The organism is Micromonospora sp. NPDC007230, from assembly GCF_042869115.1.
In the GTDB taxonomy this organism is placed as follows: domain Bacteria; phylum Actinomycetota; class Actinomycetes; order Mycobacteriales; family Micromonosporaceae; genus Micromonospora.
The window spans coordinates 189,464-215,418 of the sequence record NZ_JBIAFE010000001.1; the positions used below are offsets into that span (position 1 = coordinate 189,464).

The window sequence follows — 25,955 nt, forward strand, 5'->3', positions numbered from 1 at the left end:
AATTCCAAACACCGGATCTTGGACTTGGTCGTGCCGCCGCACGATCACCGGAATCCGGTGCCAGCGCACGCACGCATTGCCCGGGCATGCCCGGGCACAAGGGGAAAGGGTACCTACCACAGCCGCGCAGGTCAAAACGGAGCGGTCCGGTTGAACCGCCTCGCGGTCCGCCGGCCGATCGTCTCTTCCCTGCCCGCCCACGACGGGCACCTACGGCGACAAGTGTACCGGCTTCGCCCCGCATCGACCCGGGGGCCCCGGTTCCGCCCGGCCGGCGGACCCCCCGCCGCGGCCGTCCTGCCTGGTCGGCCGGCGGACCGGTCGCCGGACTCGGCTCACGTGAGCTGCACCACCAGCGCCACCCCGAGCCCGAGCAGGCTGAGCAGCAGCCCGACTCCCCCGCAGCTGAGGCCGGCCACGGCCAGTCCCCGCCCGGTGAACCGGACCCCCGGCGGCGGTGCCGGGCGCCGGATCTGCCGGCGGGCCAGCAAGCCGGTCACGATGGCGGCGCCGCCGGCGAGCGCGCCGAGCACCGTGAACGCCCCGGCCGCCCAGGCACCGCCGAGGTTCGGCCCGGCGATGCCGAAGCAGAAGACCAGCAGCGAGACCAGGATCGAGGCGATCCCGGCGACCAACGAGCCGATGGCGAGCCCCGAGGTCACCGGGGGCACGTCCAGGTGGACCACGCCGAACGGGGTGCCGGGGACCGGGTCGACCCGCTTCGGCGGGCGCGGGGCCTCCTGCGGGGGCGGCGGCAGCACCCCCGGCCGCGGACCGGCCGCCGGCGGGGTCGGGGCCCAGGCGCCGCCGGGCGGCACGCTGCCCGGGCCCGCCCACTCGCGGCCGGGCACCGGCGGGGTTCCCGGGTACGCCCCGGGCCCCGCCCAGCCGGCGGGGGCGGGCGGCGGCCCGTGGTGCGGTCCGGGGCCGGCCGGAAGGGGGTGTCCGACATAGGGCGGAGCCGGCCGCTGGCCGGGCGAGGCACCCGGGGCCGACGCCCCGACCGGCGGGTACGGGCCGTCGGGCGGCCACGGCCCCAGCGGGGAGGACTGCGGGGCGGCCGGCGGCGGAGCGTACCCCCGGCTGGCGACCTCCGGCGACGCGCTCGGCCCCTCGTCCGGCCCGACCCTCGGCGCGGCCCACGGGCTGGTGGGGTCCGGGCCCGGCGTCGGCGCGGCGGCCTCTGGCCCGGCGACGGACCGGGTCGGGTCGTCTCCCGACGGTGGGGCCGGCTCCGTCACGTGGTCCTCCTGTCGACATGGCTCACCCGCCGCGCGGCGGACACCGGCCAGGCTACCGTCGCGGGTCCCGCCGCCGGGCCCGGGCGCGGAGCCGCTCCCCCGCCCGGTCAGTCGACGTTCTGGGGGTAGTCGTGCCCGAAGGGACTGTCCGCGAGCCGGACCACTCCGATCACCACGGCCACCACCACCGCGACCGCACACAGCACCAGGCCCGTCCAGGCCAGCCGCTCCCCGCGCCGTAGGCAGTCCGCACCGGTGAGGAACCCGCCCGAGGCGTACGCCTCCCGCCGGGCCTGGCGGGCGAGCCACAGGGCGATGGTCGACGGCACCACCCCGCCGATGAACAGCCCGGTCAGCCCACCGATCAGCCCCAGAGCGAAGACGGCGCGGGCCTTCGTCGAGCGGACCGGCTCAGGATCGAGCGGATGGCGCAGCCCCTGCTGGGCGACGGGCACCTGCCCGGGCGCGGTCGTCATGCCGTCCATCATGCCCCGGCCCGCCGCACCCGACACTCAGGAGGAGCAGACCGCCAACCGGTCGCCGGGCGGGTCGCGGGCACCGGCACCACGCCCGACGGGAGGCCTGGCCGCGGACGCGACGAGGCCCCCGGCGGGTGCCGGGGGCCTCGTCGTTGCTGGTGCTTAGCGGTACGACCCGAAGTCGAAGTCGTCCAGCGGCACCGCCTGGCCGCTGGCCGGCCCGAAGCCGTAGTCGGTCTCCGGGTAGCCGGTCATCGAGTAGACCTTGGCCTTCGCCTCCTCGGTCGGCTCGACCCGGACGTTGCGGTACTTGCTGATGCCCGTACCGGCCGGGATGAGCTTACCGATGATCACGTTCTCCTTGAGGCCGATCAGCGAGTCGCTGCGGGCGTGGATCGCCGCGTCCGTCAGCACCCGGGTGGTCTCCTGGAAGGAGGCCGCCGACAGCCAGGAGTCCGTGGCCAGCGAGGCCTTGGTGATACCCATCAGCACCGGGCGACCCGCCGCGGGCTCGCCGCCCTCGGACACGAGCCGGCGGTTCTCCGACTCGAAGAGCGCCCGGTCGACCAGCACGCCCGGCAGGAACTCGGTCGAGCCGGAGTCGATGACCGTCACCCGCTTGAGCATCTGGCGGATGATGATCTCGATGTGCTTGTCGTGGATGAGCACACCCTGCGAGCGGTAGACCTCCTGGACCTCCTGGGTCAGGTGGACCTGGACCGCGCGCGGGCCGAGGATGCGCAGCAGCTCGTGCGGGTCGATGGTGCCCTCGGTGAGCTTCTCGCCGACCTCGACGTGGTCGCCGTCGTGGGCCCGCAGCCGGACCCGCTTGGAGATCTTGTCGTAGACGATCTCGTCGCTGCCGTCGTCCGGCACCACGATGATCTTCCGCGACCGCTCGCCGTCCTCGATCCGGATCCGACCCGGGGTGTCGGCGATGGGCGCCTTACCCTTCGGGACCCGGGCCTCGAAGATCTCCTGGACCCGGGGCAGACCCTGGGTGATGTCCTCACCCGCGACACCACCGGTGTGGAAGGTACGCATCGTCAGCTGCGTACCCGGCTCACCGATCGACTGGGCGGCGATGATGCCGACCGCCTCGCCGACGTCCACCGTCTTGCCGGTCGGCAGCGAGCGGCCGTAGCACGCACCGCAGACGCCCAGCTTCGACTCGCAGGTGAGCACGCTGCGCACCCGGACGCTCTCCACCCCGGCCGCGACGATCCGGTCGACCAGGATCGAGTTGATGTCCTGACCCCGCTCGGCCACCACGGTGCCGTCCGGCCCCTTGATGTCGTCGGCCAGGGTACGGGCGTGCACGCTGGTCTCGGCGTGCTCGTGCACGACCAGCTTGCCGTCGATCCGCTCGCCGATCTGCATGGGGATGGCGCGGTCGGTGCCGCAGTCCTCCTCGCGGATGATGACGTCCTGCGAGACGTCCACCAGACGCCGGGTCAGGTAACCCGAGTCGGCGGTACGCAGGGCGGTGTCCGCGAGACCCTTACGGGCACCGTGCGTGGAGATGAAGTACTCCAGCACGGACAGACCCTCCCGGTACGAGGCCTTGATGGGCCGCGGGATGATCTCGCCCTTCGGGTTGGCCACCAGACCACGGATCGCCGCGATCTGTCGGAGCTGGAGCAGGTTACCGCGGGCGCCCGAGTTGATCATCTTCCACAGCGGGTTCTCCTGCGGCAGCGCGGTGTCCATCTCCTTGGCGACCTCGTTGGTCGCCTTGGTCCAGATCTCGATGAGCTCGCCGCGGCGCTCCTCGGCGGTCATCAGACCACGCTGGTACTGCTTGTCGATCCGGTCGGCTTCCTTCTCGTACCGCTCCAGGATCTCCCGCTTGCGCGGCGGAGCGATGACGTCCTCCATGCCGATGGTGACGCCGGACCAGGTGGCCCAGTGGAAACCGGCCTCCTTGAGTCCGTCGAGGGTGGCCGCGAGAGCCACCTTCGGGAAGCGCTCCGCGAGGTCGTTGACGATCGCGGAGAGCTGGCCCTTGCGGATCTCGTAGTTCACGAAGCGGTAGCCCGGCGGCAGCGTCTCGTTGAACAGGACCCGGCCCAGGGTGGTCTCCACCGTCACCGGCTCACCCTCGGCCCAGCCCTCGGGCGCGACCCACGGCTCGGCGCCGGCGCCGTTGTCGACCCCGACGACGTCCCGCAGCCGGATCTTGACCGGAGCCTGCAGGTGCAGCTCGCCGTTGTCGAACGCCATCCGCGCCTCGGCGTCCGAGCTGAACGCCCGGCCCTCACCCTGGCCACCCGGAGTCAGGTGGGTGAGGTGGTAGAGGCCGATGACCATGTCCTGGGTGGGCATGGTGACCGGCTTGCCGTCGGCCGGCTTGAGGATGTTGTTCGACGACAGCATCAGGATCCGCGCCTCGGCCTGGGCCTCGGCGGACAGCGGCACGTGCACCGCCATCTGGTCACCGTCGAAGTCGGCGTTGAACGCGGTGCAGACCAGCGGGTGGATCTGGATGGCCTTGCCCTCGACCAGCTGCGGCTCGAAGGCCTGGATGCCCAGCCGGTGCAGGGTCGGCGCCCGGTTCAGCAGGACCGGGTGCTCGCCGATGACCTCTTCCAGCACGTCCCACACGACCGGCCGCTGCCGCTCGACCATCCGCTTGGCGGACTTGATGTTCTGCGCGTGGTTGAGGTCGACCAGCCGCTTCATCACGAACGGCTTGAACAGCTCCAGCGCCATCTGCTTGGGCAGGCCGCACTGGTGCAGCTTGAGCTTCGGGCCGACCACGATGACCGAACGGCCGGAGTAGTCGACGCGCTTGCCCAGCAGGTTCTGGCGGAACCGGCCCTGCTTGCCCTTGAGCATGTCGGACAGCGACTTCAGCGGGCGGTTACCCGGACCGGTGACCGGCCGGCCGCGGCGACCGTTGTCGAACAGCGCGTCGACGGCCTCCTGGAGCATCCGCTTCTCGTTGTTGACGATGATCTCGGGCGCGCCGAGGTCGATCAGCCGCTTGAGGCGGTTGTTCCGGTTGATCACCCGGCGGTACAGGTCGTTCAGGTCGGAGGTCGCGAAGCGGCCACCGTCCAGCTGCACCATCGGACGCAGGTCCGGCGGGATGACCGGGACGCAGTCCAGCACCATGCCGAGCGGCGAGTTGCGGGTGTTCTGGAACGCCGCGACGACCTTCAGCCGCTTGAGCGCCCGGATCTTCCGCTGGCCCTTGCCGGTGCGGATGGTCTCGCGCAGGCTCTCGGCCTCGGCGTCGAGGTCCATGTTCTGGACCAGCGCCTTGATGGCCTCGGCGCCCATGGCACCGGTGAAGTACTCGCCGAAGCGGTCGCGCAGCTCGCGGTAGAGCAGCTCGTCGGTGACCAGCTGCTTGGGCTCGAGCTTGCGGAAGGTGTCGAGGACCTCGTCGAGGCGGTCGATCTCGCGCTGGGCCCGGTCGCGGATCTGGCGCATCTCGCGCTCGCCGCCCTCCTTGACCTTGCGCCGGACGTCCGCCTTCGCGCCCTCGGCCTCCAGCTCGGCCAGGTCGGCCTCGAGCTTGGCGGCCCGCTTCTCGATCTCCGAGTCGCGGCTGTTCTCGGCCTGCCGCTTCTCGGCCAGGATCTCGTTCTCGATCGTCGAGAGGTCACGGTGACGCGCCTCGGCGTCCACGCTCGTCACGACGTACGAGGCGAAGTAGATGATCTTCTCGAGGTCCTTCGGGGCGAGGTCCAGCAGGTAGCCCAGCCGGCTCGGCACGCCCTTGAAGTACCAGATGTGGGTCACCGGAGCGGCCAGCTCGATGTGACCCATCCGCTCCCGGCGAACCTTGGAGCGGGTCACCTCGACGCCGCAGCGCTCGCAGATGATGCCCTTGAAGCGGACCCGCTTGTACTTACCGCAGTAGCACTCCCAGTCCCGCTGCGGACCGAAGATCTTCTCGCAGAAGAGCCCGTCCTTCTCCGGCTTCAGGGTGCGGTAGTTGATGGTCTCGGGCTTCTTGACCTCGCCGTGGGACCACTGACGGATGTCGTCGGCGGTGGCGAGGCCGATGCGCAGCTCGTCGAAGAAGTTGACGTCGAGCACTATGTCCCCTATGTCGTCGTCTGTACTGCCTAGCTAACGGGCGGGTTCGGGGGCCGGCGAACCGGCCCCCGAACCATCACCTCAGACCTCTTCGACCGAGCTCGGCTCGCGCCGGGACAGGTCGATGCCCAGCTCCTCCGCAGCCCGGAACACCTCGTCGTCGGTCTCGCGCATCTCCAGGGCCACGCCGTCGCTGGACAGCACCTCGACGTTGAGGCACAGCGACTGCAGCTCCTTGAGCAGCACCTTGAACGACTCGGGGATGCCCGGCTCGGGGATGTTCTCGCCCTTGACGATCGCCTCGTAGACCTTCACCCGGCCGAGGACGTCGTCGGACTTGATCGTCAGCAGCTCCTGCAGGGCGTACGCGGCGCCGTACGCCTGCATCGCCCAGCACTCCATCTCACCGAAGCGCTGGCCACCGAACTGCGCCTTACCACCCAGCGGCTGCTGCGTGATCATCGAGTACGGGCCGGTCGACCGGGCGTGAATCTTGTCGTCGACCAGGTGGTTGAGCTTCAGGATGTAGATGTAGCCGACCGCGATCGGGTCCGGCAGCGGCTCGCCGGAGCGACCGTCGAACAGCCGCGCCTTGCCCGTACGCCCGATCAACTGGTCGCCGTCCCGGTTGGGCAGGGTCGACCCGAGCAGACCGGCGATCTCCTCCTCGCGGGCACCGTCGAAGACCGGGGTGGCCACGTTGGTGTCCGGCTCGGACTCGTGCGCGTCGATCGAACGGAGCTGGCGCTTCCACTCCTCGTCGTCGCCCTGGACGCTCCAGCCGGTCTTGGCCACCCACCCGAGGTGGGTCTCCAGGACCTGGCCGATGTTCATCCGGGACGGCACGCCGAGCGGGTTCAGCACGATGTCGACCGGGGTGCCGTCCTCCAGGAACGGCATGTCCTCGATCGGCAGGATCTTGGAGATGACGCCCTTGTTGCCGTGGCGGCCCGCGAGCTTGTCACCGTCCTGGATCTTGCGCTTCTGGGCCACGTAGACCCGGACCAGCTCGTTGACGCCCGGGGGCAGCTCGTCGCCGTCCTCCCGGGAGAAGGTACGCACGCCGATGACCGTGCCGGTCTCACCGTGCGGCACCTTCAGCGAGGTGTCCCGGACCTCGCGCGCCTTCTCGCCGAAGATCGCGCGGAGCAGCCGCTCCTCCGGGGTCAGCTCGGTCTCACCCTTCGGGGTGACCTTGCCGACCAGGATGTCGCCGGGGACGACCTCGGCGCCGATCCGGATGATGCCGCGCTCGTCGAGGTCGGCGAGCATCTCCTCGCTGACGTTCGGGATGTCGCGGGTGATCTCCTCCGGACCGAGCTTGGTGTCCCGGGCGTCGACCTCGTGCTCCTCGATGTGGATCGAGGTGAGCACGTCCTGCTGCACGAGGCGCTGCGACAGGATGATCGCGTCCTCGTAGTTGTGGCCCTCCCAGGTCATGAACGCCACGAGCAGGTTGCGCCCGAGCGCCATCTCGCCCTCGTCGGTGCACGGACCGTCGGCGATGACCTGACCGGCCTCGACGCGGTCGCCCTCGAAGACGACCGGCTTCTGGTTGACGCAGGAGCCGGCGTTGGAGCGGCGGAACTTGTGCAGCAGGTACGTCCGGCGGTGGCCGTCGTCCTGGTGGACGGTGATGTAGTCGGCGCAGAGGTCCTCGATCACACCGCCGACCTCGGCGACGACGACGTCACCGGCGTCCACGGCCGCGCGGTACTCCATGCCCGTACCGACCAGCGGCGACTCGGCCTTGACCAGCGGCACCGCCTGGCGCTGCATGTTCGCGCCCATGAGCGCGCGGTTGGCGTCGTCGTGCTCGAGGAACGGGATCATCGCGGTGGCGACCGAGGTCATCTGCCGCGGCGACACGTCCATGTAGTCCACGGCCTCCGGCGGCACGTCCTCGGTCTCGCCGCCCTTACGGCGGACCAGGACGCGGTCCTCGGCGAACGACCCGTCGGACTTCAGCGGGGCGTTGGCCTGCGCCTTGACGAACCGGTCCTCCTCGTCCGCGGTCAGGTAGTCGATCTGGTCGGTGACCCGACCGTTGACGACCTTCCGGTACGGCGTCTCGATGAAGCCGAACGGGTTGACCCGGGCGAAGGTGGACAGGGCGCCGATCAGACCGATGTTCGGGCCTTCCGGCGTCTCGATCGGGCACATCCGGCCATAGTGGGACGGGTGCACGTCGCGGACCTCGAAGCCGGCCCGCTCCCGGGACAGACCACCCGGGCCGAGCGCGCTCAGCCGGCGCCGGTGGGTCAGGCCCGCCAGCGGGTTGGTCTGGTCCATGAACTGGGACAGCTGCGACGTACCGAAGAACTCCTTGATCGCCGCCACCACCGGGCGGATGTTGATCAGGGTCTGCGGGGTGATCGCCTCGACGTCCTGGGTGGTCATCCGCTCGCGGACGACGCGTTCCATCCGGGAGAGGCCGACCCGGACCTGGTTCTGGATCAGCTCGCCCACGGTACGCAGGCGACGGTTGCCAAAGTGGTCGATGTCGTCGGCCTCGTAGCCCTCCTCACCGGCGTGCAGCCGGCAGAGGTATTCCACGGTGGCGACGATGTCGTCCTCGGTCAGCGTGCCGGTGGTGATCGGCACGTCCACTTCGAGCTTCTTGTTGAACTTGTAACGACCGACCTTGGCGACGTCGTACCGCTTCGGGTTGAAGAAGAGGTTGTCGAGCAGGGTCTGGGCGTTCTCGCGGGTCGGCGGCTCGCCCGGACGGAGCTTCCGGTAGATATCCAGCAGCGCCTCGTCCTGGCCGCCGATGTGGTCCTTCTCGAGCGTGGTCATCATCAGCTCGGACCAGCCGAACTTCTCGCGGATCTGCTCCGCCGACCACCCGATGGCCTTGAGCAGGACGGTGACGGCCTGCCGGCGCTTGCGGTCGATGCGGACGCCGACCGTGTCGCGCTTGTCGATGTCGAACTCCAGCCAGGCACCCCGGCTCGGGATGACCTTGACGCTGGAGAGGTCGCGGTCGGAGGTCTTGTCCGGCTGCTTGTCGAAGTAGACGCCCGGCGAGCGGACGAGCTGGCTGACCACGACTCGCTCGGTGCCGTTGATGATGAAGGTGCCCTTCGGCGTCATCATCGGGAAGTCACCCATGAACACCGTCTGGCTCTTGATCTCGCCGGTGGTGTTGTTGGTGAACTCCGCGGTCACGAACAGCGGGGCGCAGTAGGTCAGGTCCTTCTCCTTGCACTCCTCGATCGAGGCCTTGACCTCGTCGAAGCGCGGAGCCGAGAAGGAGAGCGACATGGTGCCGGAGAAGTCCTCAATGGGACTGATCTCGTCGAGGATCTCCGCGAGACCCGAGCGTGCGTGCGGGTCGTCCGCCGACCGGCCCTGCCAAGCCTCGTTGCCGACGAGCCAGTCGAAGGACTCGTTCTGGATGGCGAGGAGGTTGGGGACCTCGAGGTGTTCGGTGATCCTGCCGAAAGAAACTCGGCGGGGCGCAAAAGCGCTCGACGTACGACTGGTCTTCGCAGGGCGGGAAGCTGCCAAGATGCGTCCTTCCGAGGACCGGTGCTGCAGAACGGCTGGTACGCGTGCACTCCAATGACCCCACCAGAAATATCCGCAAACGGACATTTCCGAGCAGGGGTCAAGTCGGAAGGCAGCGCAAACTAGCAGTGTAGCCGAGAGGCTAACCGCTGTCCAGCCCACCCCGCAGGGTCGTCGCGGAACTTGCCTCGGGACCTCGAAAACCAGGTCTACCGGGCCGCTCGGAACGCGACGCTCCTGCCGGGCCGCTCGGGTGTCACGGCGATGGTGCTGCCGCTGCCATACCCGAGAGGTGGCCGTTGCAAGCGCGGAAGGTCTTGCTGGTGTCAGCGTGCCTGGCAGCCCGGTGCCGCGTCAAGGGCCGGTTACTGCTCGGGGTGTCTTTCCCTCCGACGGGCTACCGTCAGGCGCCGCTGTGAAACCGGTGCGAACGACCTGTACGCCCTGCTCACGCCGCTGCCACCGGGTGCCACCAACCACAGCGGGCGGCGATCCGTTCCCGGATCACCGCCCGCCGCGACGCGGTGTGCCCCGGCTCACGTGAGCCGGACGCGCGTCAGGTCAACGCAAGGTCACTTGAGGGTGACCTTGGCGCCCTCGCCCTCGAGCTTGGCCTTGGCCTTCTCGGCGGTCTCCTTGTTGACCTTCTCCAGGACCGCCTTCGGCGCGGCCTCGACCAGGTCCTTGGCCTCCTTCAGGCCCAGGCCGGTCAGCTCACGCACGACCTTGATGACCTGGATCTTCTTGCCACCGTCGGCGTCGAGGATGACGTCGAACTCGTCCTTCTCCTCCTCGGCCGGGGCGGCCGGGCCACCGGCGGCCGGGCCCGCGGCCACGGCGACCGGAGCGGCGGCGGTGACCTCGAAGGTCTCCTCGAACTGCTTCACGAACTCGGAGAGCTCGATCAGCGTCATCTCCTTGAACGCGTCGAGCAGCTCGTCGGTGCTGAGCTTCGCCATGTCTGGCGTCCTTTCCTGAATGGTTTAACTAAGAACGTGGGTGCGCCGCGGGGCCTCAGGCCGCCTCGGCGCCCTCCTTCTCGCGCTTGTCCTGCAGGGCGGCCGCCAGACGCGCGGTCTTGGCGAGCGGAGCCTGGAACAGGGCCGCGGCCTTGCTCAGGTTGCCCTTCATGGCGCCGGCCAGCTTCGCCAGCAGCACCTCGCGGGACTCCAGGTCGGCGAGCTTCGTGACCTCGGCCGCGGAAATGGCCTTGCCCTCGAAGACACCGCCCTTGATGACGAGCTTCGGGTTGGCCTTCGCGAAGTCGCGAAGCCCCTTCGCCGCCTCGACGACGTCGCCCGAAACGAAAGTCAGCGCGGTAGGACCGGAGAACAGCTCGTCGAGGCCGGAGATGCCCGCCTCGGTCGCCGCACGCTTGGCCAGCGTGTTCTTCGCGACCGTGTAGCTGGTCTCCTTGCCGAGCGAGCGCCGCAGCTGGGTGAGCTGCGAAACCGTGAGTCCGCGGTACTCGGTCAGCACGGTCGCCCCCGCGTTGCGGAAGCTCTCGGTCAGCTCGGCGACGGCCGTGGCCTTGTCGGCCCGGATCGGCTTGTCCGCCATGTCCCTCCTCTCTCGTTACTCGGAGCTGGTACGCCGGCGACGAGCGGACGCTCGCGACGGCGGCGGAGGCATCACGACAACGAGAAAAGCCCCGGCGCAGGGCGCACGGGGCGAGGGCCGGCACAACGGACGCGGTCGGCGGACCACGCACAGCGCCGATTTTCGCTTGCCGCCCTGCGCGGGTCGCCCGTCATCGCGGGACCTTCGACCGTGCCAGGGCACGGTGACCAGCGGTCTCTGGGTGGAACTACGGGACAAGGTTACGCGACGTGTCCCGCTACCTCCAAATCGCCCCCGGAGTGCCCCCGGTCACCCTCACCCCGGGTTGATGACCCACCCCGGGTACGGCACATTGCGCCATCGCCCGGCGGGACAGGCCGGTGTGCGGCACACCGAGTCGATCAGGGCGAGCATGCCCGGTCGGGGCCCGGACCGGCGGGCGGGTCAGGCGCGGGTACGGCGGCCCCAGGCGTAGCCGGCCAGGGCCACCACCGCCCAGACCAGCGCCCAGGCGCTCAGGAGCAGTGCCGCCGAGGCGGTCAGGTCGCCGGTCAGCGCCCGGGCGGTCGGCATCACCGGCGGCGCCAGCCACGGCAGCACCGAGTCGCTCAGCCCCAGCACCAGGGCACCGACCGCGCCGACCGAGAGCACCGCCACGCCGTACCCGGCGCTGCGGGTGATCGCCCGGCTGGCCAGGGCGCCCAGCGCCACGGCCGCCGGCAGGGCGAGCAGGTGGGCCCAGAGGCCGAGGGCCACTCCGGCGGCCACTGACCGGTCCCCCGGCCCGGTCTCGCCGGTCACCCCGCCGACCAACCAGGGGAAGACCAGCGCGACGGCCACCGTGCCGAGCCCGGCCACGGCCCCCGCCAGCAGGCCGGCGGCCCGCTCCCGGACCGGGCCCACCACCACCCGGGCCAGCCGGCGCTGCACGTCCGGCTCGACGTCCAGCAGGATCTTGGTCTGCCAGGCCAGCACCGGGAACAGCACCACCGCGGAGACGCCGTACGCCTCCGCCGGCCGGGCCCGGCCGCCGCCGTAGAGGACGCCGAGGGCCAGCAGGCCGGCCAGCACCGGTGCCAGCGCCCGTCCGGTACGCAGGAAGCCGGCCAGCCGCAGCCGGACCAGCGCGGTCACCGGGCCACCTCCGGGGCGGGACCGGCATCGTCAGCCCCGCCGGCGGGCGCCGCCATGGCGTCGACCGGCGCGCCGGGGCCGGCGACCCGGTCGGGTCGTGCACCCGCACCGTCGCGCGCTGGTTCGGCCGGGGCGGATGGGGAGTCGTGACCGGGCCGCGCGGCGGGAGGCGGGGCGGCGTGGTCGCGTACCCGGAGAACGTGGTGGCCGGCGGCGCGCAACCGGGCGACGGCGTCCGCCACCCCCACGGCCGGTACCGCCAGCTCGACCACCACCATGGCCGCACCCTCGGTCGGCGCCTGCGCGGTGACCGTGCCGTCGGCGACCGTCCAACGCGCTGCGCCGGGCAGCCGCACCGTCTCGCCGCGGTGGTCACTGACCAGCACCGCGCCGCCGCCGGACAGCACCTCGCCGACCAGCTCCGGCACCAGCTCGCGGGCGGCGGCATCCAGCCCCTCCCAGGGCTCGTCGAGGACGAGCAGGCCGGGCGGGCGCAGCATCGCCTGGGCCAGCCCGACCTTCTGGGCGGTGCCCTTCGACAGCTCAGGCAGCCGGACCCCGTGGAACCTGGCCAGGCCGAGCCGGTCGACCCAGTGCCGCACCGCCCGGTCGGCCGCCGGACCGGAGAGACCGGCCAGCCGCCCCATCCCGGTGAGGTACCCACCCACGGTGAACGGCTGGTCGGCGGGGAACCGCTCCGGGACCCAGCCGACGGCCGCGGGGCGCTCGACCACCCGACCCCGGGTCGGCCGGAGCACGCCTGCGGCGAGCTGGAGCAGGGTGGACTTGCCGACGCCGTTGCGCCCGAGCACCACCGCCACCTCGCCCGGGCCGATCCGCACCTCCGCGCCACGCAGCACCCACGGGCCGCGCCGGTGGTAGCGCAACCAGACGTCCTCCAGCCGCATGCGGCGAGCCTGCCACACGGGAATGACGAACGGGGCCCCGCCACGTGAGTGGCGGGACCCCGTCAGGGCTGTCGTGCTCAGGCCTCGGCCGGAGCCTCGGTCAGGTTCTTCACCGCGTTCGGGTCGACCGGGACGCCCGGGCCCATGGTGGTGGTGAGGGTGACCTTCTTCAGGTACTTGCCCTTGGCCGCGGACGGCTTCGACCGCAGCACCTCGTCCAGCACCGCCGCGTAGTTGTCGATCAGCTGGGACTCGGTGAACGAGGCCTTGCCGATGATCAGGTGCAGGTTGGAGTGCTTGTCCACCCGGAAGGTGATCTTACCGCCCTTGATGTCCGAGACGGCCTTGGCGACGTCCATGGTCACCGTGCCCGTCTTCGGGTTCGGCATCAGGCCGCGCGGGCCCAGGATCCGCGCGATCCGGCCGATCTTGGCCATCTGGTCCGGGGTGGCGATCGCCGCGTCGAAGTCCAGCCAACCGCCCTGGATACGGGCGACCAGCTCGTCGGTGCCCACCTCGTCCGCACCCGCGGCGGCGGCCTCCTCGGCCTTCGCGCCGGCGGCGAAGACGATCACGCGGGCGGTCTTACCGGTGCCGTGCGGCAGGTTGACCGTGCCGCGGACCATCTGGTCCGCCTTGCGGGGGTCGACGCCGAGGCGCATCGCGACCTCGACCGTGGCGTCGAACTTGACGGAGGTGGACTCCTTGGCCAGCTTGACGGCCTCGGCGGGAGAGTAGAGCTTCGACCGGTCGATGACCTCGGCGGCCTTGCGGTAGCTCTTGCTGCGCTGCATTTCTCGTAACTCCTGTGGTCTATGGCGGGCCGCGGCGTCCGCAGGCCCTCCCACGAACTGGTCGGGTGGGGCGGTGACCGAGGTCAGTCGGTGACGTTCAGGCCCATCGACCGGGCGGTGCCGGCGATGATCTTCTCAGCCTGGTCGAGGTCGTTGGCGTTGAGGTCCGCCATCTTCTTCTCCGCGATCTCCCGCACCTGGGCGCGGGTGACGCTGCCGACCTTCTCCTTGTGCGGGACGCCCGAGCCCTTGGGCACGCCGGCGGCCTTGATCAGCAGCCGGGCGGCGGGCGGGGTCTTCAGCACGAAGGTGAAGGTCCGGTCCTCGTAGACGCTGATCTCGGCGGGGACGATGTCGCCCCGCTGCGACTCAGTCTGCGCGTTGTAGGACTTGCAGAACTCCATGATGTTCACGCCGTGCTGGCCGAGCGCGGGGCCGACCGGCGGCGCCGGGGTGGCCTGGCCCGCCGGCAGCTGAAGCGTGAACGTCTTGACGAGCTTCTTCTTCGGAGGCATGTCTCTTCCTGGGGCTTGGAACTGGGATTCTCGCCGGCCGCGGGCGCGCACGGTCAGCGCGGTGCGACAGCGGCGACGTTCTAGGGTAGCGCAGACGTCCGTCGCCCCTCCGCCGAGGTGCGGCGGGGCGGCGAAACGACGCACCGGCGGCAGGCCCGAGGGCCCCCGCCGGTGCCGACGTACGTCAGATCTTGGCGACCTGGTTGAAGTTGAGCTCGACCGGAGTCTCCCGGCCGAAGATCGACACCAGCACCTTGAGCTTCTGCTGGTCGGCGTTGATCTCGCTGATCGTCGCCGGCAGGGAAGCGAAGGCGCCGTCGGTGACGGTGACCGAGTCACCGACCTCGAAGTCGAGGACCTTGACCTCGGGCTTGGCCTTCTTCTGCTCGGTCTCGACCGCCGGGGCCAGCCACTTCAGCACCTCGTCGAGGCTCAGCGGCGCCGGCCGGTCGGCCCGGTCGGTCGCGCCGACGAAGCCGGTCACACCCGGAGTGTTCCGGACGCAGGAGTAGGACTCCGCGGTCAGCTCCATCCGGACCAGGATGTAGCCCGGGAAGACCTTCGCCTGGACCTGGGACCGCTTGCCGTTCTTGACCTCGACCTCTTCCCGGGTCGGCACCTCGACCTGGTAGATGTAGTCCTCCATGTCGAGGGACGTGATCCGGGTCTCGAGGTTGGTCTTGACCTTGTTCTCGTAGCCGGCGTACGAGTGCACCACGTACCAGTCGCCGGGGGCGTAGCGCAGCTTCTGGCGCAGCTCGGCGACCGGGTCGAACTCCTGCTCCGGCTCGGTGGTCGGGAATTCCGGCGCGCTGGCGGCCTCGACCGACTCATCGTTGGCCGCCGTCGCCACCGGAGACTGGTCGTCCCGGGTCTCGGCGGTCTCGTCGTACTCAGGCACGCTCGCTCACTTCCGTCTGTCTCGCTGGTAGCCGGTCAGCTGGGGTTGCCGAAGACCCACAGCACCGCCTTCGCGAAGCCGTAGTCCAGGCCGGCCACGATCGCCAGCATCACCGCGACGAAGGTGACCACCACAGCCGTGTAGGTCAGCAGCTCCTTGCGGGTCGGCCAGATGACCTTACGCAGCTCGGCCACGACCTCGCGGAAGAACCGCGCGATGCGGGCGAAGAGCCCGATCCGCTCGGTGTCCTTCCGGGTCTTCCGGCCCTCGGTCGACTCGGCGCGGGCCCGCTTGCGGGTGGCGGTGCCGCCCCTGGAGACCGGCTCGTCCGCGTCGGTGGCGTCGTCCTCGGCCTCGCCGTCGGCCTCGTCGACGACCGCGTCGTCACGCAGACGCTCGTCGTCGGCGTCCTCGCCGCGCCGCTTGTTCTCGGCCACTTCGCCCTCCGTGCGGGATGTCGGGTCGCACGCTGATGGGCGTGCGCGGCGTGTGGTCACGCCGGCCGGACCAACCGTCCCGCGACGGGCCGCGGCCGGCGGATCGACCGGGAGGGCCCCGAATGCCTCGGAACCAACCCCGCCGATGCCACCACCACGGGCCGGACGCCGCCCTGCGGACGGCGCGACCCACGGGAACGGTCAGGCCTGAGGCGCAGGGGTGACAGGACTTGAACCTGCAGCCTGCGGTTTTGGAGACCGCTGCTCTGCCAATTGAGCTACACCCCTGTGCGGCAACTCACCCCACCCGGACACGCAGTGCCGGGCAGGGGTCACTTGCCCCACGGCGGACCAGTGTACGGGTAGTCGTGCGACTTTCCCAACCGGTCTGCCCCTCGCGCGTCGGCAGACCCCTCAGCGGGGCGTCCGGACGGTCGCCCGAGCCTGCGACAGGACCTTCTCCCCCAGGCACGTCGCGGTGACGTCGAGCCTGGTCAGGCCCTCCTCGGTGACCTCCTTGACGACCGCGCTGACCTCGATCTCGGTGCCCTCGTCGGTGTCCGGCACGACCACCGGCCGGGTGAACCGGACGCCGAAGTCGACCACCGCGTCCGGCGCGCCGGCCCAGGTGGTGACCGCCCGGCCGACCAGCGCCATGGTGAACATGCCGTGGGCGATCACGCCGGGCAGGCCCACCTTGGTGGCGGTCCGGTCGCTCCAGTGGATCGGGTTGAAGTCGCCCGAGGCGCCCGCGTAGCGGACCAGGTCCGCACGGGTCACCCGGAACGTCTGGGTGGGCAGCTCCACGGTTCAGGCCTCCCCGCGTACGACGATCTTGGACCAGGCGGCGACCACCGGCTCGCCGTCGGCGGTGCTCACGTCGGTACGGGTGGTCAGGAAGCCGTGCCCGCCCCGGTTGGTGATCTCCTCGATGGTGTTCACGCAGACCAGCTCGTCGCCGGCCACCACCGGCCGGGTGTACGCGAACCGCTGGTCCCCGTGCACGACCCGGCTGTAGTCGACGCCCAGCGCCGGGTCCTCGATGATCTGCCGGCTGGCGGCCATGGTCACGAGCACCGGGAAGGTCGGCGGCGCCACCACGTCGGGGTGGCCGAGCGCCCGGGCGGCCTCAGGGTCGTGGTACGCCGGGTCGGTGGCGCCGATGGCGGTGGCGAACTCGCGGATCTTTTCTCGGCCCACCAGATAGGGGGCGGTCGGCGGATAGGTCCGGCCGACGAAGGACGGGTCCAGGGACATGTCGCGAACCTACACGGAGAGCACGAACGCCGATCCGCGCGGGCTGGCGGCTCGGGGCCGCCGTCCGTGCGGATCGGCGTTCGGAGATGCTGCGGGACCGGGCCGGCGGAGCCGGCCGTGGGTCAGCGGGTCTCGCGGTGGACCGTGTGCTTGCCGTCCCGGGGGCAGAACTTCTTCAGCTCGATGCGGTCCGGGTCGTTACGACGGTTCTTGCGCGTGATGTAGTTGCGCTCCTTGCACTCCACACACGCCAAAGTGATCTTCGGCCGGACATCGGTCGCCTTCGCCACGGCGGAGTGCCTTCCTCGCTAACGGGTAACAACTACGGCGCATCAGCCTACGCGTTGACGGCGCAGACATGCAAAGTGGGCGCCTACGGCGCCCATCCCACCGACCACCGGGTGACCCGGAGGACGAGAGTAGCGGTGGCCGGACTTGAACCGGCGACACAGCGATTATGAGCCGCTTGCTCTGCCATCTGAGCTACACCGCCGTGGCGGGTCCAGCCGGACCCTTTGAGCCCCCTTACGGAATCGAACCGTAGACCTTCTCCTTACCATGGAGACGCTCTGCCGACTGAGCTAAGGGGGCCTACCCGAGCACCCTGTGGGGTGCCGCGCAGGGGAAACAGTACACGACCTCGCCCGCGAGGTGAAATCGGATCCCCCGTTGCCGCGTTTCCACAGCTCAGGGCACCGCTCGCAGGCGGGGCAGGTCACCGACGGTGATCGTCTCGGGCTCGACCTGGGCACCGAACCAGGCCTCCAGCCGCTCGTACGGCAGGGGCCGGCTGAACAGGAAGCCCTGGCCGATCTCGCAGCCGATGTCCTGGAGCAGCTCCAGGGTCAGCTCGCTCTCCACCCCCTCGGCCACCACGGCCAGGCCGAACTGCTGGGAGAGCGTCACCACGGCGTTCACGATCGCCAGGTCACCCGGATCGGTCGCCATCCCCTGCACGAAGGAACGGTCGACCTTCACCTCGTGCACCGGCAGCCGACGCAGTTGGGCCAGGGACGAGTTGCCGGTGCCGAAGTCGTCCACCGAGAGCCGGACGCCGAGATCACGTAGCCGCCGCAGGGTGGGTATCGGACGTTCGGTGCCGTCCAGCACCCCGGCCTCGGTGATCTCCAGGGTGAGCCGCTGCGGCGGCACGCCGTACTCGTCCAGCAGCTCGCGTACCAGGGTGGGGAAATGCTGGTCGGTGAGGGTACGGGCGGCGAGGTTTACCGACACGGCGAGCGCCCGCTCACCGTGGCTCCAGTCCCGGCTGCGGCGCAGGCTCTCCCGGAGCACGAACTCGGTGAGCCGGCCCAGCTGGCCGGTGTGCTCGGCCACCGCCACGAAGTCGTCCGGCGCCACCGAGCCGTGCGCCGGGTGCTCCCAGCGGGCCAGGCACTCCACCCCGACCAGGCGCCGGTCCCGCAGCGTCACCTTGGGCTGGAAATAGACCTCCAGCGCACCGGCGTCCAGCGCGCGACGCAGGTCGCTGGCGAGACCGAGCCGGCGCAACGACCGGGACTCCAGCGCCGGGTTGTAGAGCTGCACGCTGCCCGGCACGGACTTCGCCGCCGTGGCCGCCAGGTCCACCCGCTGGAGCAGGGTCACCGCGTCGCTGCCGTGGTCCGGGTGCACGGCCACCCCGACCGCGGTGTCCACGTCCAGGGTGAGCGCGTCGAAGACCATCTCGTCGCGGATCTGCTCCCGCAACTGCCCGGCCAGCTCCAGCGCCGCCTCGGCGCTCTCCAGCCGTAGGGTCACCAGGAACTCGTCGCCGCCGGCGCGACCGACCAGGGCCGACGAGGGCGCGCAGGCGCGCAGCCGCTCGGCGACCTCGACGAGGACCTTGTCGCCGGCCGCGTGGCCGAGCGACTCGTTGACCTGGCGCAGCCGGTCGACGTCGAACAGCAGCAGCGCCACCACCTCGCCCGGTGCGGCGATCTTGACCGCCTCGGCCACCGCTGCGGTGACCCGGCGCCGGTTGGCGAGCTTGGTCAGCGCGTCGTGGTTGGCGTCGTGCCGCAGCCGGTCGACCAGGCGGGAGTTTTCCAGGGCGACCGCGGCGTGCGCGGCGACCGTCTCGAAGACCGGTATGTCGCTCTGGGTGAAGTGGCCCACGTCGCTCAGCCGGTTGGCGACCTCAAGCGTGCCGATGACCGCCTGACCAGAACGCAGGGGCACCACGATGACGTCCTTGACCTTGGCGTCACTTGCCGCCCGGCGAGCCTCCTGCTCCGCACCGAAAGCACGGCCGACCGCCACGGTGCGGCCTTCCGTCGCGGCCCGCTCCCGCAGCACCGCGGGCGTGTAGACCACGTCGAGCAGACCCTGGTCGTCGACCCGGGCGGTGAGCAGCAACTCGGGATGCCGACCCTGCGCGGGCAACCAGAGCGTGGCGTACTCGGCCTGCATCAGTGCTCGCACCCGGCCGAGGAGGGCGTCCGCAAGCGTGCCGTCCTGACCGCGCTCGGCGGTGGCCCGGGTCAGGTCGTACATCTGGGCGAGGGTGCGGTGCTGCCGGAAGAACCGCGCGTAGGACCGGTATACCAGGACCAGCGCCGCCGCCAGCGCCGCCTGCAACAGCACCGACCACCACGTGGTTCTGACCGCGATCAGGATCATCAGACCCATCGAGGTGTTGATCGCGGCGGTGAGCAACGGGGCCGGGGCGCTGCGGAGCGCGTCTCGCCCGGCCTGCCACCCCTGGAGAAGGGTGTGCACACCGGCGACGGCGGCGAAGCTGACGACGATGACCGCGGCGACGGCGGTGAACAGGATCATCCACGTGCCAGGCCCCACCCCCCGCATGGGCGGTAGGGCCTGGAGGACGAGCACGGCCAGGGAGGTGCCGGCGGCCGCCTTGGCCACGTTGAACCAGAACTTTGCCGGCGGCAGGCGATGCCGCGTCTGGGTGACCATCGACGCGACGGTGTAGATCACGACAACCGTCAGCGGCGGCAGCAGGAAGAGCGCCACGACGAGTGGGATCTCGGTCAGCGTCATGCCGAACGATTGGCGCCGGACCACGAAGTTGAGCACCGGAATGCCAACGGCGATCATGATCGCCAGCAACGCGGCAGCCAGCCCCCACTCGCCGGAAGGCTCGTCTGAAACCAACCCGGTGATCGTGGCGCAGACTACCGCGAACAGAGCCAGCGGTCCGGTGATGAGCCAGGCGTGATCGATGGATCTCCGTCGCGACCGTTCACGGCCAGCCATGGCACTCCCTACGGGCTTCGGGCTGCCCAGGCTCCTCGCCCGTCAGATGTTTCCCGTGTCAGTCAGTAACCACCGTCGGTGGGAGCGACGGTCCAGATGATGTCCGCATCCGCGTGGTCGTCAGCGGTGTCGCTGTAGTGCCCGAAGCTGAACCCGATGGCCGCAGCGGCAACGATCGCGAGGACCGAGCCAAGCAGGCGGCCCAACCGTTGACCAGACATGATTACTCCTGTCGGGGGGCGTCACAGGGGTTAGGGTTCCACGATCGTGCCACAGGGCTCGCCTATAGGAAAGCGCCGGCAGTCGGACGGGCCCCGTGCGGTGGACTCCTTCCGCCGTTCGGCCCACGCCCTGCGGCACACCCGGCCAGATCAGGGCGGCCCTGGACCGGTGAAACGCTTCGCTCACTGTGGATTCCGACCTAAACCGCAAATCGATCATCGGCCCCCGAGGTCATCGTCCGTAGCCTCCCCGGCAGGTCGGCAGCCCTTCCCCCTGGCGCCACCCCGGACCGCCAGCCATAGGTCACCATACATGCGTGGAGTCGAAATCCAGACCCCTGACGTCATCTTTCCGTCACCCCGCTCGGCCCGGCGAGAGTTGCGCCGGCACGCCACGATGATCGCGTGATCGCGCAACGCCCCTCGTCGGTGTGGCCGACCCTCGGCGCCGCCCTGCTGGTCGTGGCCGGCGGCGCGCTGCTCTGGCTGCCGCTGCACACCCAGCACGCGCTCGACGACTGGGAGAAGGAACTGCGGGGCACCGGCACACCGGCAACCGCAAAGGTCTACGACCGGGTCACCAAGTCCGGCGGCAACCGGACGAGTGCGTCGACCACCATGTACTTCCGATACGAGCTGGCCGGCCGGACGTACGAACAGGAGGTCGGCTGCGTCGAGGTGTGCCGGTGGCCCGGCGACGAGGTGAGAATCTGGGTGAATCCCGATGATCCGGGAGACTTCGTCACCGACTTCGACCAACTCAGCGGACACCGGGGCCGCATTCAGGGCGGGCTGGGCGTGGTCGGGTTCGGGATCCTGGTCGTGGCGGTGCCGCTGCTGCTCTCCCGCATCCCGTTCGACCGCTGGTTCCCGCGGCGTACGCCGCCACGCCGGTCCAGTGCCCGGATCGAGGGCAACGGCAGGTTCACCAGCCGTTCCAAGCACAAGCGGAGCAGCCGACGCTGACCGGCCGCGGCGCGGTGGCGCCGCGGCCTCGGCAGGTCACCGGCCCCGGCCCCGGCCCCGGAGACAGAGCCCGTCGACCTGGAACCGGCCGACCTTCCACCGGCCACCCTGGCCCCCCTGGCCCGCTCCACGGTGTGTGGGTCGGCGGCTGACAGTGAGGCAGCAGGGCGCTAGGAGCGCAGACGGCCAGTGGCCTCGTGGCCGAAACGGCTACGGCATCGGTTTCGTGGTGGTCCGCATTACGAACCACCCGGCTGCAAGAGATACGAGGACGGCAGCCTGGTGAGCCGCGATCAGCCAGAACCAGCTCTCGTCCCGGTAGAACAAAGCCAGGTGTGCCATCGACAGCACGGCAAGCCCAGCAGCGCCGAAGTAGGCAGCGAAGGCCGTCCGGGGCAGGTTGGCAGCCAAGCCCCACGCTCGTTGGCTTGGGCGCCGGCCCTTCACCCCGACCAGAATGACTGCATACGCGAAAAGGACCGCCCCTGCGCCCCCAACGGCGGCCATCACTGCCCCAAGCACCGCTCTGCCAAGCATGCGACTCACTCTGCCACGGCGACCAAACGGGGCATGCCCTGTGAGGGTGGGGACGGCGTGCAGCGAAGGTGCAACATGTGGCGGAACTCGGGAGCGCGCTACTCGCCGGACTCGCCGAAGGCAGCGACCAGGAGCTATCCGCCATCCTGGCCGAGGCGATCAGCCAGACGGCCGCCCTGCACGAAGACACCAGCCACCTCGACGAGCCTATGTCCGCCACCTGATCTGCGACGCCTAGATGACGTGGCCTTCAACCGCAGCGCACCAAACGCCCTGATTTGCCGATGTCCGGACGAAGCGTAGGCCAGCTGGTCAGGCCGCGCTGGTCAGACGGAGGCGAGGAACGCCCGCACCCGCTCCATGAGCAGCGTGGACGCCTCCGGGTCGTACGCGTCGAGCGAGGAGTCGGCGAAGAGGTGCTGGTCGCCGGGATAGACGAACAGCTCGGCGTTCGCCGTGGAGCCGGCGAGCTCGCGTGCGGCCGGCAGGTCCTCGTCGAAGAACTCGTCGCCCTCCTTGCCGTGGATCTGCACCGGCACTCCCTCGGGCCACGCCTCCCCGAATTCCGCGACCGGGAGGCAGGAGTACATGAGCAGTGCCCCGCGGGCACCGGGCCGGGTCTGCGCGAGCCGCTGGGCGATCGTCACGCCGAAGGAGAATCCGCCGTAGACGAGCCCGGGGCCGAGTTCGTCGGCCGCGGCGGCGCCGCGCTCCCGGATCGCGTCGAACCCCGTATCGCGTGCGAATCCGAACCCCTCCTCGATGCTGCCGAACGTGCGGCCGTCGAACAGGTCCGGCGTGTGCACGGTGTGTCCGGCCTGTCGCAGGCTGTCGGCGAAGCTCCGGACCCCGTCGGTCAGGCCTTGGATGTGGTGGTAAAGCAGCACGTCGGTCACGGCGTTGCACTCCTTGCGAACGATCGAAATTTCTGGAACGTTCCGCGATGCTAGTCTGTTATGCCATGGCCGACAACCCGCCGGACTACGAGCTAGCCGATCGGATGGCGCTGACCAGACCGGACCAGGTGAAGGCCATCGGCCACCCGCTCCGCACGGTGATCCTGCAGCTCCTCCACGAGCGGGCCGCGACCGTAACCGAGTTAGCGGAGGCAGTCGAGCGCCCCAAGAGCACGGTCGCGCACCACGTGGACGTGCTTACCCGGAACGGCCTGCTCCAGGTGGTGCGCACGCGGAAGGTGCGGGCGATCGAGGAGCGCTTCTACGGGCGCACCGCGCGGATGTTCCACGTCGCAGCGGAGCCATCACCCGCAGGCGAACAGATGCCGGGCGACTTCAACGACTTCGAGGTGGCTGCACGCGAGTCCGCGAAGGCGTTCGAGCAGGGAAAGCTCTGGGGCTTCATCCGGCATGCGCGCATCTCGGAGGATCAGGCCTCCCAGTTCTGGGACCGGATGGCGCAACTGGTTGATGAGTTCGACCGGATGCCGAGGTCCGGCGAAACCATGTACGGGTTCGCGATCGGCATCTACCCCACCGACCACCCGACCCTGCCAGCAGCGGAGTGAACACCTACTCGAGAATCGCGGACGGCCTGATCGTGCACCTGGTCAAGCTGGCTGCTGCCGTCGTCACTGACGATCGATCCGCCGGCAGACCAAGTCAGCCCACCCACCGTGTCCAGCACGACGAGCGGAGTCATCGCTGCTCACGCCCAGCACTCTAGATCCTGCCTACGACAGGTCCGACTCGTCGACCGGTCGGACGAGCAGGATCGAGTGTTCCCGTCATGTTCCCGCAGACGCCCGTAGAGCACCGGATCAGGCTGGACTGGGCTGGGCTGGGCTGAACGAGAAAGGCCCCGGAGCGTGTTTCCACAGCTCACGGGGCCGTTCTCGCACCTGGTGGCGGGTAGAGGATTCGAACCTCTGTAGCTTTCGCGACGGATTTACAGTCCGCTCCCATTGGCCGCTCGGGCAACCCGCCAGGGCGTACCACCACGCTATCGCGCGGCAGCGGTAGCAAGGATAGCGGTTGCCCCCCGGGCCGTCGCAACCGGGTACCGTCAGGGGGTCCCACCGCTGGTCAGTGGGGGACGGAACAGGACAGACCGCCGGACAGCAGGAGCATGAGCATGGCAGCGAACCCGTCCTTCGACATCGTGAGCAAGGTCGACCGGCAGGAGGTCGACAACGCCCTCCGTCAGGCGGAGAAGGAGCTCGCGACGCGGTTCGACTTCCGCGGCACCGGCGCGGAGATCTCCTGGTCTGGCGAGGAGGCGATCAGCGTCCAGGCGGAGACCGAGGAGCGGGTCCGGGCCGCCCTGGACGTCTTCAAGGAGAAGCTGGTCAAGCGGAACATCTCGCTCAAGTCGCTGGACGCCGGCGACCCGCGTTCCTCGGGCAAGGTCTTCAAGATCGACGCCAAGGTGATCCAGGGCATCGACTCGGACAAGGCCAAGGCGATCAGCAAGAAGATCCGGGAGGACGGCCCGAAGGGCGTCCAGGCGCAGATCCAGGGCGACCAGCTGCGGATCACCGGCAAGAAGAAGGACGACCTCCAGGCCGTCATCGCGCTGCTCAAGGGCGACGACTTCGGGGTCGCCCTCCAGTTCACCAACTACCGCTGAGCGTCCCGGCCGGCCCCGCTCCGGGGCCGGCCGGTTCGCCGTACACCCCCGCCCGATTCGGCGGCCGTCAGCGGCACCAGATCCCGGATGTCGCGCCGTCCGACCTGCCGGAATGCCGCAACCTACCCGATATCAGGCAAGCAGTAGCGGAACGGATCCGCTCAGCGGGTGAAGATCAGCAGCAGGATCACCGTCACGATCGCGCTGATCAGGATCGAGCCGACGCAGCCGATCCGGTTCGAGAAGAAGACGAACATGCCAGCGCTGTACCCGCCTGGCGCCGCTTCGATCCCCGCGAAGGTCGACCGCTCAGGCGGCGACCGCCGCGTGCTCGGCGCGTACGGCCGTGGCCTCGGCGCGGGCGATCGGGCCGGCGGGCAGTGCGGCGACGGCGGCCCCGACGGCGACGGCCGCCCCGGCGAACAGGAATGCCCAGGGCACGCCGCCGGCGTGGTCGACGATCAACCCGGCCAGCGATCCCCCGGCCGCGCTCGCCGCCACCGACATGGTGACCACCCAGGTGTACGCCTCGTTCAGCATGCCGGCCGGGGCGATCCGACCGACCAGGGTGTTCTCCAGGGTCAGCGCCGGGGCGATGGTGGCCCCGCCGAGCACCAGCGCGATGCCGAGCGCCACCGGGGTCGGCATCACCGCGTACACGGCGAAGCCGGCCGCCACCGCGCCGAGCAGCCAGGCGAACTGGCGGGTCATGTTGACGGCCGGTCGGCGTACCCCGAACCAGAAGCCCCCGACCGCGCTGCCGATGCCCCAGACGGCGAGCAGCACCCCGGCCAGGCTCTCCGGGTCGTCGGCGGTGGCCTGCCCGGCGAAGGCCGGGACGATCACGCCGGCGGCGCCGAACGCGATGCCCAGGCTGGCGACGCAGAGCAGCAGGGCCGGGAAGCCACCGACCCGCAGCGGGCCGAGGCCCTTCGCCTGGTGCTCGTGCGGGTGCGGGCGCCAGCCGCGCATCACCCGGCCGAGCGCGACGGCGGTGGTCCCGACCAGGGTGACCACGGCGGACCCGACCAGTGCGGCGGCGGCGTCGGCGGCCAGCACGAAGCCGGCCACCAGCAGCGGGCCGAGCACGAAGACGATCTCGAAGAGTGAGGTCTCCGCGGCGAGTGCGGTGTTGCGCAGGTGGGCCCGGCCGGTGGCGGGGGCGGTGAGGTCGTTCCAGGCGCCCCGGATGGCAGCGGTCAGCGGCGGGTAGGTGGCCCCCGCGGTGCCGGCGGCCAGGTAGATCAGGGCGAGGTTGCCGGCCCCGGACCGGCTGGCCGCGAGCAGGCCGAAGAGGGCGAGCGGGTGGGCGACCGCGGTGGCCAGCAGCACCGGCGTGGGGCCGACCCGGTCGGCGATCCGCCCGGCGATCGGGCTGAGCGCGGCGCCGGCGAGCGCGTAGATGCCGCCGGCGACCGCGGCGAGGGAGTAACGGTGGGTCACCGCCTCGACCACGAGCAGCAGCGCGAGCGGGGTCATGCCGATCCCGAGGCGGCCGATGATGCCGAGGATCAGCAGCATCGGTGCACCGGGGACCCGCCAGACGCCCAGGTACTGGCGCAGTGCGGCCAAGGAGGCACCTCCGGGGGGAGACAGGTAATGGGCGGAAGCCCCTTTGACCCTAACGCCGCGACTCGCGG

The 25,955-nt window shown here is 70.3% G+C and carries 24 protein-coding genes, 4 tRNA genes and 1 pseudogene; 5 read left to right on the forward strand and 24 right to left on the reverse strand.

Annotated features, from left to right (window positions below):
• Nucleotides 1-335 precede the first annotated feature (335 nt).
• From ACFYML_RS00965 to ACFYML_RS01060, 20 genes are all read right to left on the reverse strand, one after another.
• Nucleotides 336-761: a hypothetical protein gene (locus ACFYML_RS00965; protein WP_387419006.1), complete on the reverse strand. Its 426-nt coding sequence runs from the start codon at nt 759-761 to the stop codon at nt 336-338.
• 587 nt (nt 762-1,348) lie between these two features.
• The gene (locus ACFYML_RS00970) at nt 1,349-1,717 is read right to left on the reverse strand and encodes a hypothetical protein (RefSeq protein WP_387418658.1); all 369 of its coding nucleotides are present in this window, start codon (nt 1,715-1,717) and stop codon (nt 1,349-1,351) included.
• Nucleotides 1,718-1,882: 165 nt separating this feature from the next.
• The gene (locus tag ACFYML_RS00975) at nt 1,883-5,770 is read right to left on the reverse strand and encodes a DNA-directed RNA polymerase subunit beta' (protein ID WP_387418659.1); all 3,888 of its coding nucleotides are present in this window, start codon (nt 5,768-5,770) and stop codon (nt 1,883-1,885) included.
• 81 nt (nt 5,771-5,851) lie between these two features.
• Entirely contained in the window at nt 5,852-9,283 is a 3,432-nt protein-coding gene (locus tag ACFYML_RS00980) for a DNA-directed RNA polymerase subunit beta (RefSeq protein WP_387418660.1), read from the reverse strand.
• A gap of 572 nt (nt 9,284-9,855) precedes the next feature.
• Nucleotides 9,856-10,242, reverse strand: coding sequence for a 50S ribosomal protein L7/L12 (rplL, locus tag ACFYML_RS00985; RefSeq protein WP_357438212.1), 387 nt, complete (start codon nt 10,240-10,242; stop codon nt 9,856-9,858).
• Nucleotides 10,243-10,297: 55 nt separating this feature from the next.
• Nucleotides 10,298-10,843 carry a 50S ribosomal protein L10 gene (gene rplJ, locus ACFYML_RS00990; RefSeq protein WP_073837339.1) on the reverse strand — a complete coding sequence of 182 codons (546 nt, stop codon included), beginning with the start codon at nt 10,841-10,843 and terminating at the stop codon, nt 10,298-10,300.
• Between the two features lie 444 nt (nt 10,844-11,287).
• A complete protein-coding gene (locus ACFYML_RS00995) occupies nt 11,288-11,977 on the reverse strand; it encodes a hypothetical protein (RefSeq protein WP_387418661.1) in 690 nt (229 codons plus the stop codon).
• Entirely contained in the window at nt 11,974-12,885 is a 912-nt protein-coding gene (locus tag ACFYML_RS01000; protein ID WP_387418662.1) for an ATP-binding cassette domain-containing protein, read from the reverse strand. The genes ACFYML_RS00995 and ACFYML_RS01000 overlap by 4 nt, the downstream gene beginning before the upstream one ends.
• 77 nt (nt 12,886-12,962) lie before the next feature.
• Nucleotides 12,963-13,679, reverse strand: a complete 717-nt coding sequence (gene rplA, locus ACFYML_RS01005) for a 50S ribosomal protein L1 (protein ID WP_073837336.1) — start codon at nt 13,677-13,679, stop codon at nt 12,963-12,965.
• A gap of 83 nt (nt 13,680-13,762) precedes the next feature.
• Nucleotides 13,763-14,194 (reverse strand): 50S ribosomal protein L11, encoded by a 432-nt coding sequence (rplK, locus tag ACFYML_RS01010; protein WP_073837335.1) that lies wholly within the window; start codon nt 14,192-14,194, stop codon nt 13,763-13,765.
• A gap of 184 nt (nt 14,195-14,378) precedes the next feature.
• Nucleotides 14,379-15,095, reverse strand: a complete 717-nt coding sequence (gene nusG, locus ACFYML_RS01015) for a transcription termination/antitermination protein NusG (RefSeq protein ID WP_387418663.1) — start codon at nt 15,093-15,095, stop codon at nt 14,379-14,381.
• A 35-nt stretch (nt 15,096-15,130) separates the two neighbouring features.
• The gene (gene secE / locus ACFYML_RS01020; RefSeq protein WP_357438220.1) at nt 15,131-15,532 is read right to left on the reverse strand and encodes a preprotein translocase subunit SecE; all 402 of its coding nucleotides are present in this window, start codon (nt 15,530-15,532) and stop codon (nt 15,131-15,133) included.
• Nucleotides 15,533-15,747: 215 nt separating this feature from the next.
• A tRNA-Trp gene (locus ACFYML_RS01025) sits at nt 15,748-15,820 on the reverse strand.
• A gap of 126 nt (nt 15,821-15,946) precedes the next feature.
• Nucleotides 15,947-16,339: a MaoC family dehydratase gene (locus tag ACFYML_RS01030; RefSeq protein ID WP_387418664.1), complete on the reverse strand. Its 393-nt coding sequence runs from the start codon at nt 16,337-16,339 to the stop codon at nt 15,947-15,949.
• 3 nt (nt 16,340-16,342) lie between these two features.
• Complete coding sequence (locus ACFYML_RS01035) at nt 16,343-16,789, reverse strand: MaoC family dehydratase N-terminal domain-containing protein (RefSeq protein ID WP_387274879.1); 447 nt, start codon at nt 16,787-16,789, stop codon at nt 16,343-16,345.
• A 122-nt stretch (nt 16,790-16,911) separates the two neighbouring features.
• Nucleotides 16,912-17,079: a 50S ribosomal protein L33 gene (rpmG, locus tag ACFYML_RS01040; protein ID WP_013288652.1), complete on the reverse strand. Its 168-nt coding sequence runs from the start codon at nt 17,077-17,079 to the stop codon at nt 16,912-16,914.
• Between the two features lie 130 nt (nt 17,080-17,209).
• Nucleotides 17,210-17,282, reverse strand: a tRNA-Met gene (locus ACFYML_RS01045).
• Nucleotides 17,283-17,307: 25 nt separating this feature from the next.
• A tRNA-Thr gene (locus ACFYML_RS01050) sits at nt 17,308-17,380 on the reverse strand.
• Between the two features lie 96 nt (nt 17,381-17,476).
• The gene (locus ACFYML_RS01055) at nt 17,477-20,005 is read right to left on the reverse strand and encodes a putative bifunctional diguanylate cyclase/phosphodiesterase (protein WP_387418665.1); all 2,529 of its coding nucleotides are present in this window, start codon (nt 20,003-20,005) and stop codon (nt 17,477-17,479) included.
• A 62-nt stretch (nt 20,006-20,067) separates the two neighbouring features.
• Nucleotides 20,068-20,226, reverse strand: a complete 159-nt coding sequence (locus ACFYML_RS01060; RefSeq protein ID WP_387418666.1) for a hypothetical protein — start codon at nt 20,224-20,226, stop codon at nt 20,068-20,070.
• A gap of 405 nt (nt 20,227-20,631) precedes the next feature.
• Between ACFYML_RS01060 and ACFYML_RS01065 the strand changes: the two genes are divergently transcribed.
• Entirely contained in the window at nt 20,632-21,192 is a 561-nt protein-coding gene (locus ACFYML_RS01065; RefSeq protein WP_387418668.1) for a DUF3592 domain-containing protein, read from the forward strand.
• A 210-nt stretch (nt 21,193-21,402) separates the two neighbouring features.
• Here the strand turns inward: ACFYML_RS01065 and ACFYML_RS01070 are convergent, their stop codons facing one another.
• Nucleotides 21,403-21,603: a hypothetical protein gene (locus tag ACFYML_RS01070; RefSeq protein ID WP_387418669.1), complete on the reverse strand. Its 201-nt coding sequence runs from the start codon at nt 21,601-21,603 to the stop codon at nt 21,403-21,405.
• A gap of 203 nt (nt 21,604-21,806) precedes the next feature.
• On the opposite strand from ACFYML_RS01070, the gene ACFYML_RS01075 reads away from it, so the two are divergent.
• Nucleotides 21,807-21,953, forward strand: coding sequence for a hypothetical protein (locus tag ACFYML_RS01075; RefSeq protein ID WP_387418670.1), 147 nt, complete (start codon nt 21,807-21,809; stop codon nt 21,951-21,953).
• A gap of 102 nt (nt 21,954-22,055) precedes the next feature.
• Here the strand turns inward: ACFYML_RS01075 and ACFYML_RS01080 are convergent, their stop codons facing one another.
• Nucleotides 22,056-22,625 (reverse strand): dienelactone hydrolase family protein, encoded by a 570-nt coding sequence (locus tag ACFYML_RS01080; protein ID WP_387418671.1) that lies wholly within the window; start codon nt 22,623-22,625, stop codon nt 22,056-22,058.
• A 65-nt stretch (nt 22,626-22,690) separates the two neighbouring features.
• Here ACFYML_RS01080 and ACFYML_RS01085 point away from each other — a divergent pair, with 65 nt between their 5' ends.
• Entirely contained in the window at nt 22,691-23,254 is a 564-nt protein-coding gene (locus tag ACFYML_RS01085) for an ArsR/SmtB family transcription factor (RefSeq protein ID WP_387418672.1), read from the forward strand.
• 334 nt (nt 23,255-23,588) lie between these two features.
• Here the strand turns inward: ACFYML_RS01085 and ACFYML_RS01090 are convergent.
• Nucleotides 23,589-23,672 (reverse strand) — tRNA-Tyr (locus ACFYML_RS01090).
• A 148-nt stretch (nt 23,673-23,820) separates the two neighbouring features.
• Here ACFYML_RS01090 and ACFYML_RS01095 point away from each other — a divergent pair.
• The gene (locus tag ACFYML_RS01095; RefSeq protein WP_387418673.1) at nt 23,821-24,315 is read left to right on the forward strand and encodes a YajQ family cyclic di-GMP-binding protein; all 495 of its coding nucleotides are present in this window, start codon (nt 23,821-23,823) and stop codon (nt 24,313-24,315) included.
• A gap of 158 nt (nt 24,316-24,473) precedes the next feature.
• Nucleotides 24,474-24,572: pseudogene (locus ACFYML_RS01100) on the forward strand (DUF1275 domain-containing protein); the annotation flags it as partial.
• A 52-nt stretch (nt 24,573-24,624) separates the two neighbouring features.
• Here the strand turns inward: ACFYML_RS01100 and ACFYML_RS01105 are convergent.
• Nucleotides 24,625-25,887 carry an MFS transporter gene (locus ACFYML_RS01105; protein ID WP_387418674.1) on the reverse strand — a complete coding sequence of 421 codons (1,263 nt, stop codon included), beginning with the start codon at nt 25,885-25,887 and terminating at the stop codon, nt 24,625-24,627.
• Between the last annotated feature and the right edge of the window lie 68 nt (nt 25,888-25,955).

Bases quoted from the DNA above. Each gene is read 5' to 3' on its own strand.
- ACFYML_RS01035 (WP_387274879.1), bottom strand. From the start codon at position 16,789: ATGTCCCTGGACCCGTCCTTCGTCGGCCGGACCTATCCGCCGACCGCC.
- ACFYML_RS01060 (WP_387418666.1), bottom strand. From the start codon at position 20,226: ATGTCTGGTCAACGGTTGGGCCGCCTGCTTGGCTCGGTCCTCGCGATC.
- rplK (WP_073837335.1), bottom strand. From the start codon at position 14,194: ATGCCTCCGAAGAAGAAGCTCGTCAAGACGTTCACGCTTCAGCTGCCG.
- rplJ (WP_073837339.1), bottom strand. From the start codon at position 10,843: ATGGCGGACAAGCCGATCCGGGCCGACAAGGCCACGGCCGTCGCCGAG.
- rplA (WP_073837336.1), bottom strand. From the start codon at position 13,679: ATGCAGCGCAGCAAGAGCTACCGCAAGGCCGCCGAGGTCATCGACCGG.
- ACFYML_RS01095 (WP_387418673.1), top strand. From the start codon at position 23,821: ATGGCAGCGAACCCGTCCTTCGACATCGTGAGCAAGGTCGACCGGCAG.
- ACFYML_RS01085 (WP_387418672.1), top strand. From the start codon at position 22,691: ATGGCCGACAACCCGCCGGACTACGAGCTAGCCGATCGGATGGCGCTG.
- rplL (WP_357438212.1), bottom strand. From the start codon at position 10,242: ATGGCGAAGCTCAGCACCGACGAGCTGCTCGACGCGTTCAAGGAGATG.
- ACFYML_RS01000 (WP_387418662.1), bottom strand. From the start codon at position 12,885: ATGCGGCTGGAGGACGTCTGGTTGCGCTACCACCGGCGCGGCCCGTGG.
- ACFYML_RS00970 (WP_387418658.1), bottom strand. From the start codon at position 1,717: ATGACGACCGCGCCCGGGCAGGTGCCCGTCGCCCAGCAGGGGCTGCGC.
- ACFYML_RS01055 (WP_387418665.1), bottom strand. From the start codon at position 20,005: ATGGCTGGCCGTGAACGGTCGCGACGGAGATCCATCGATCACGCCTGG.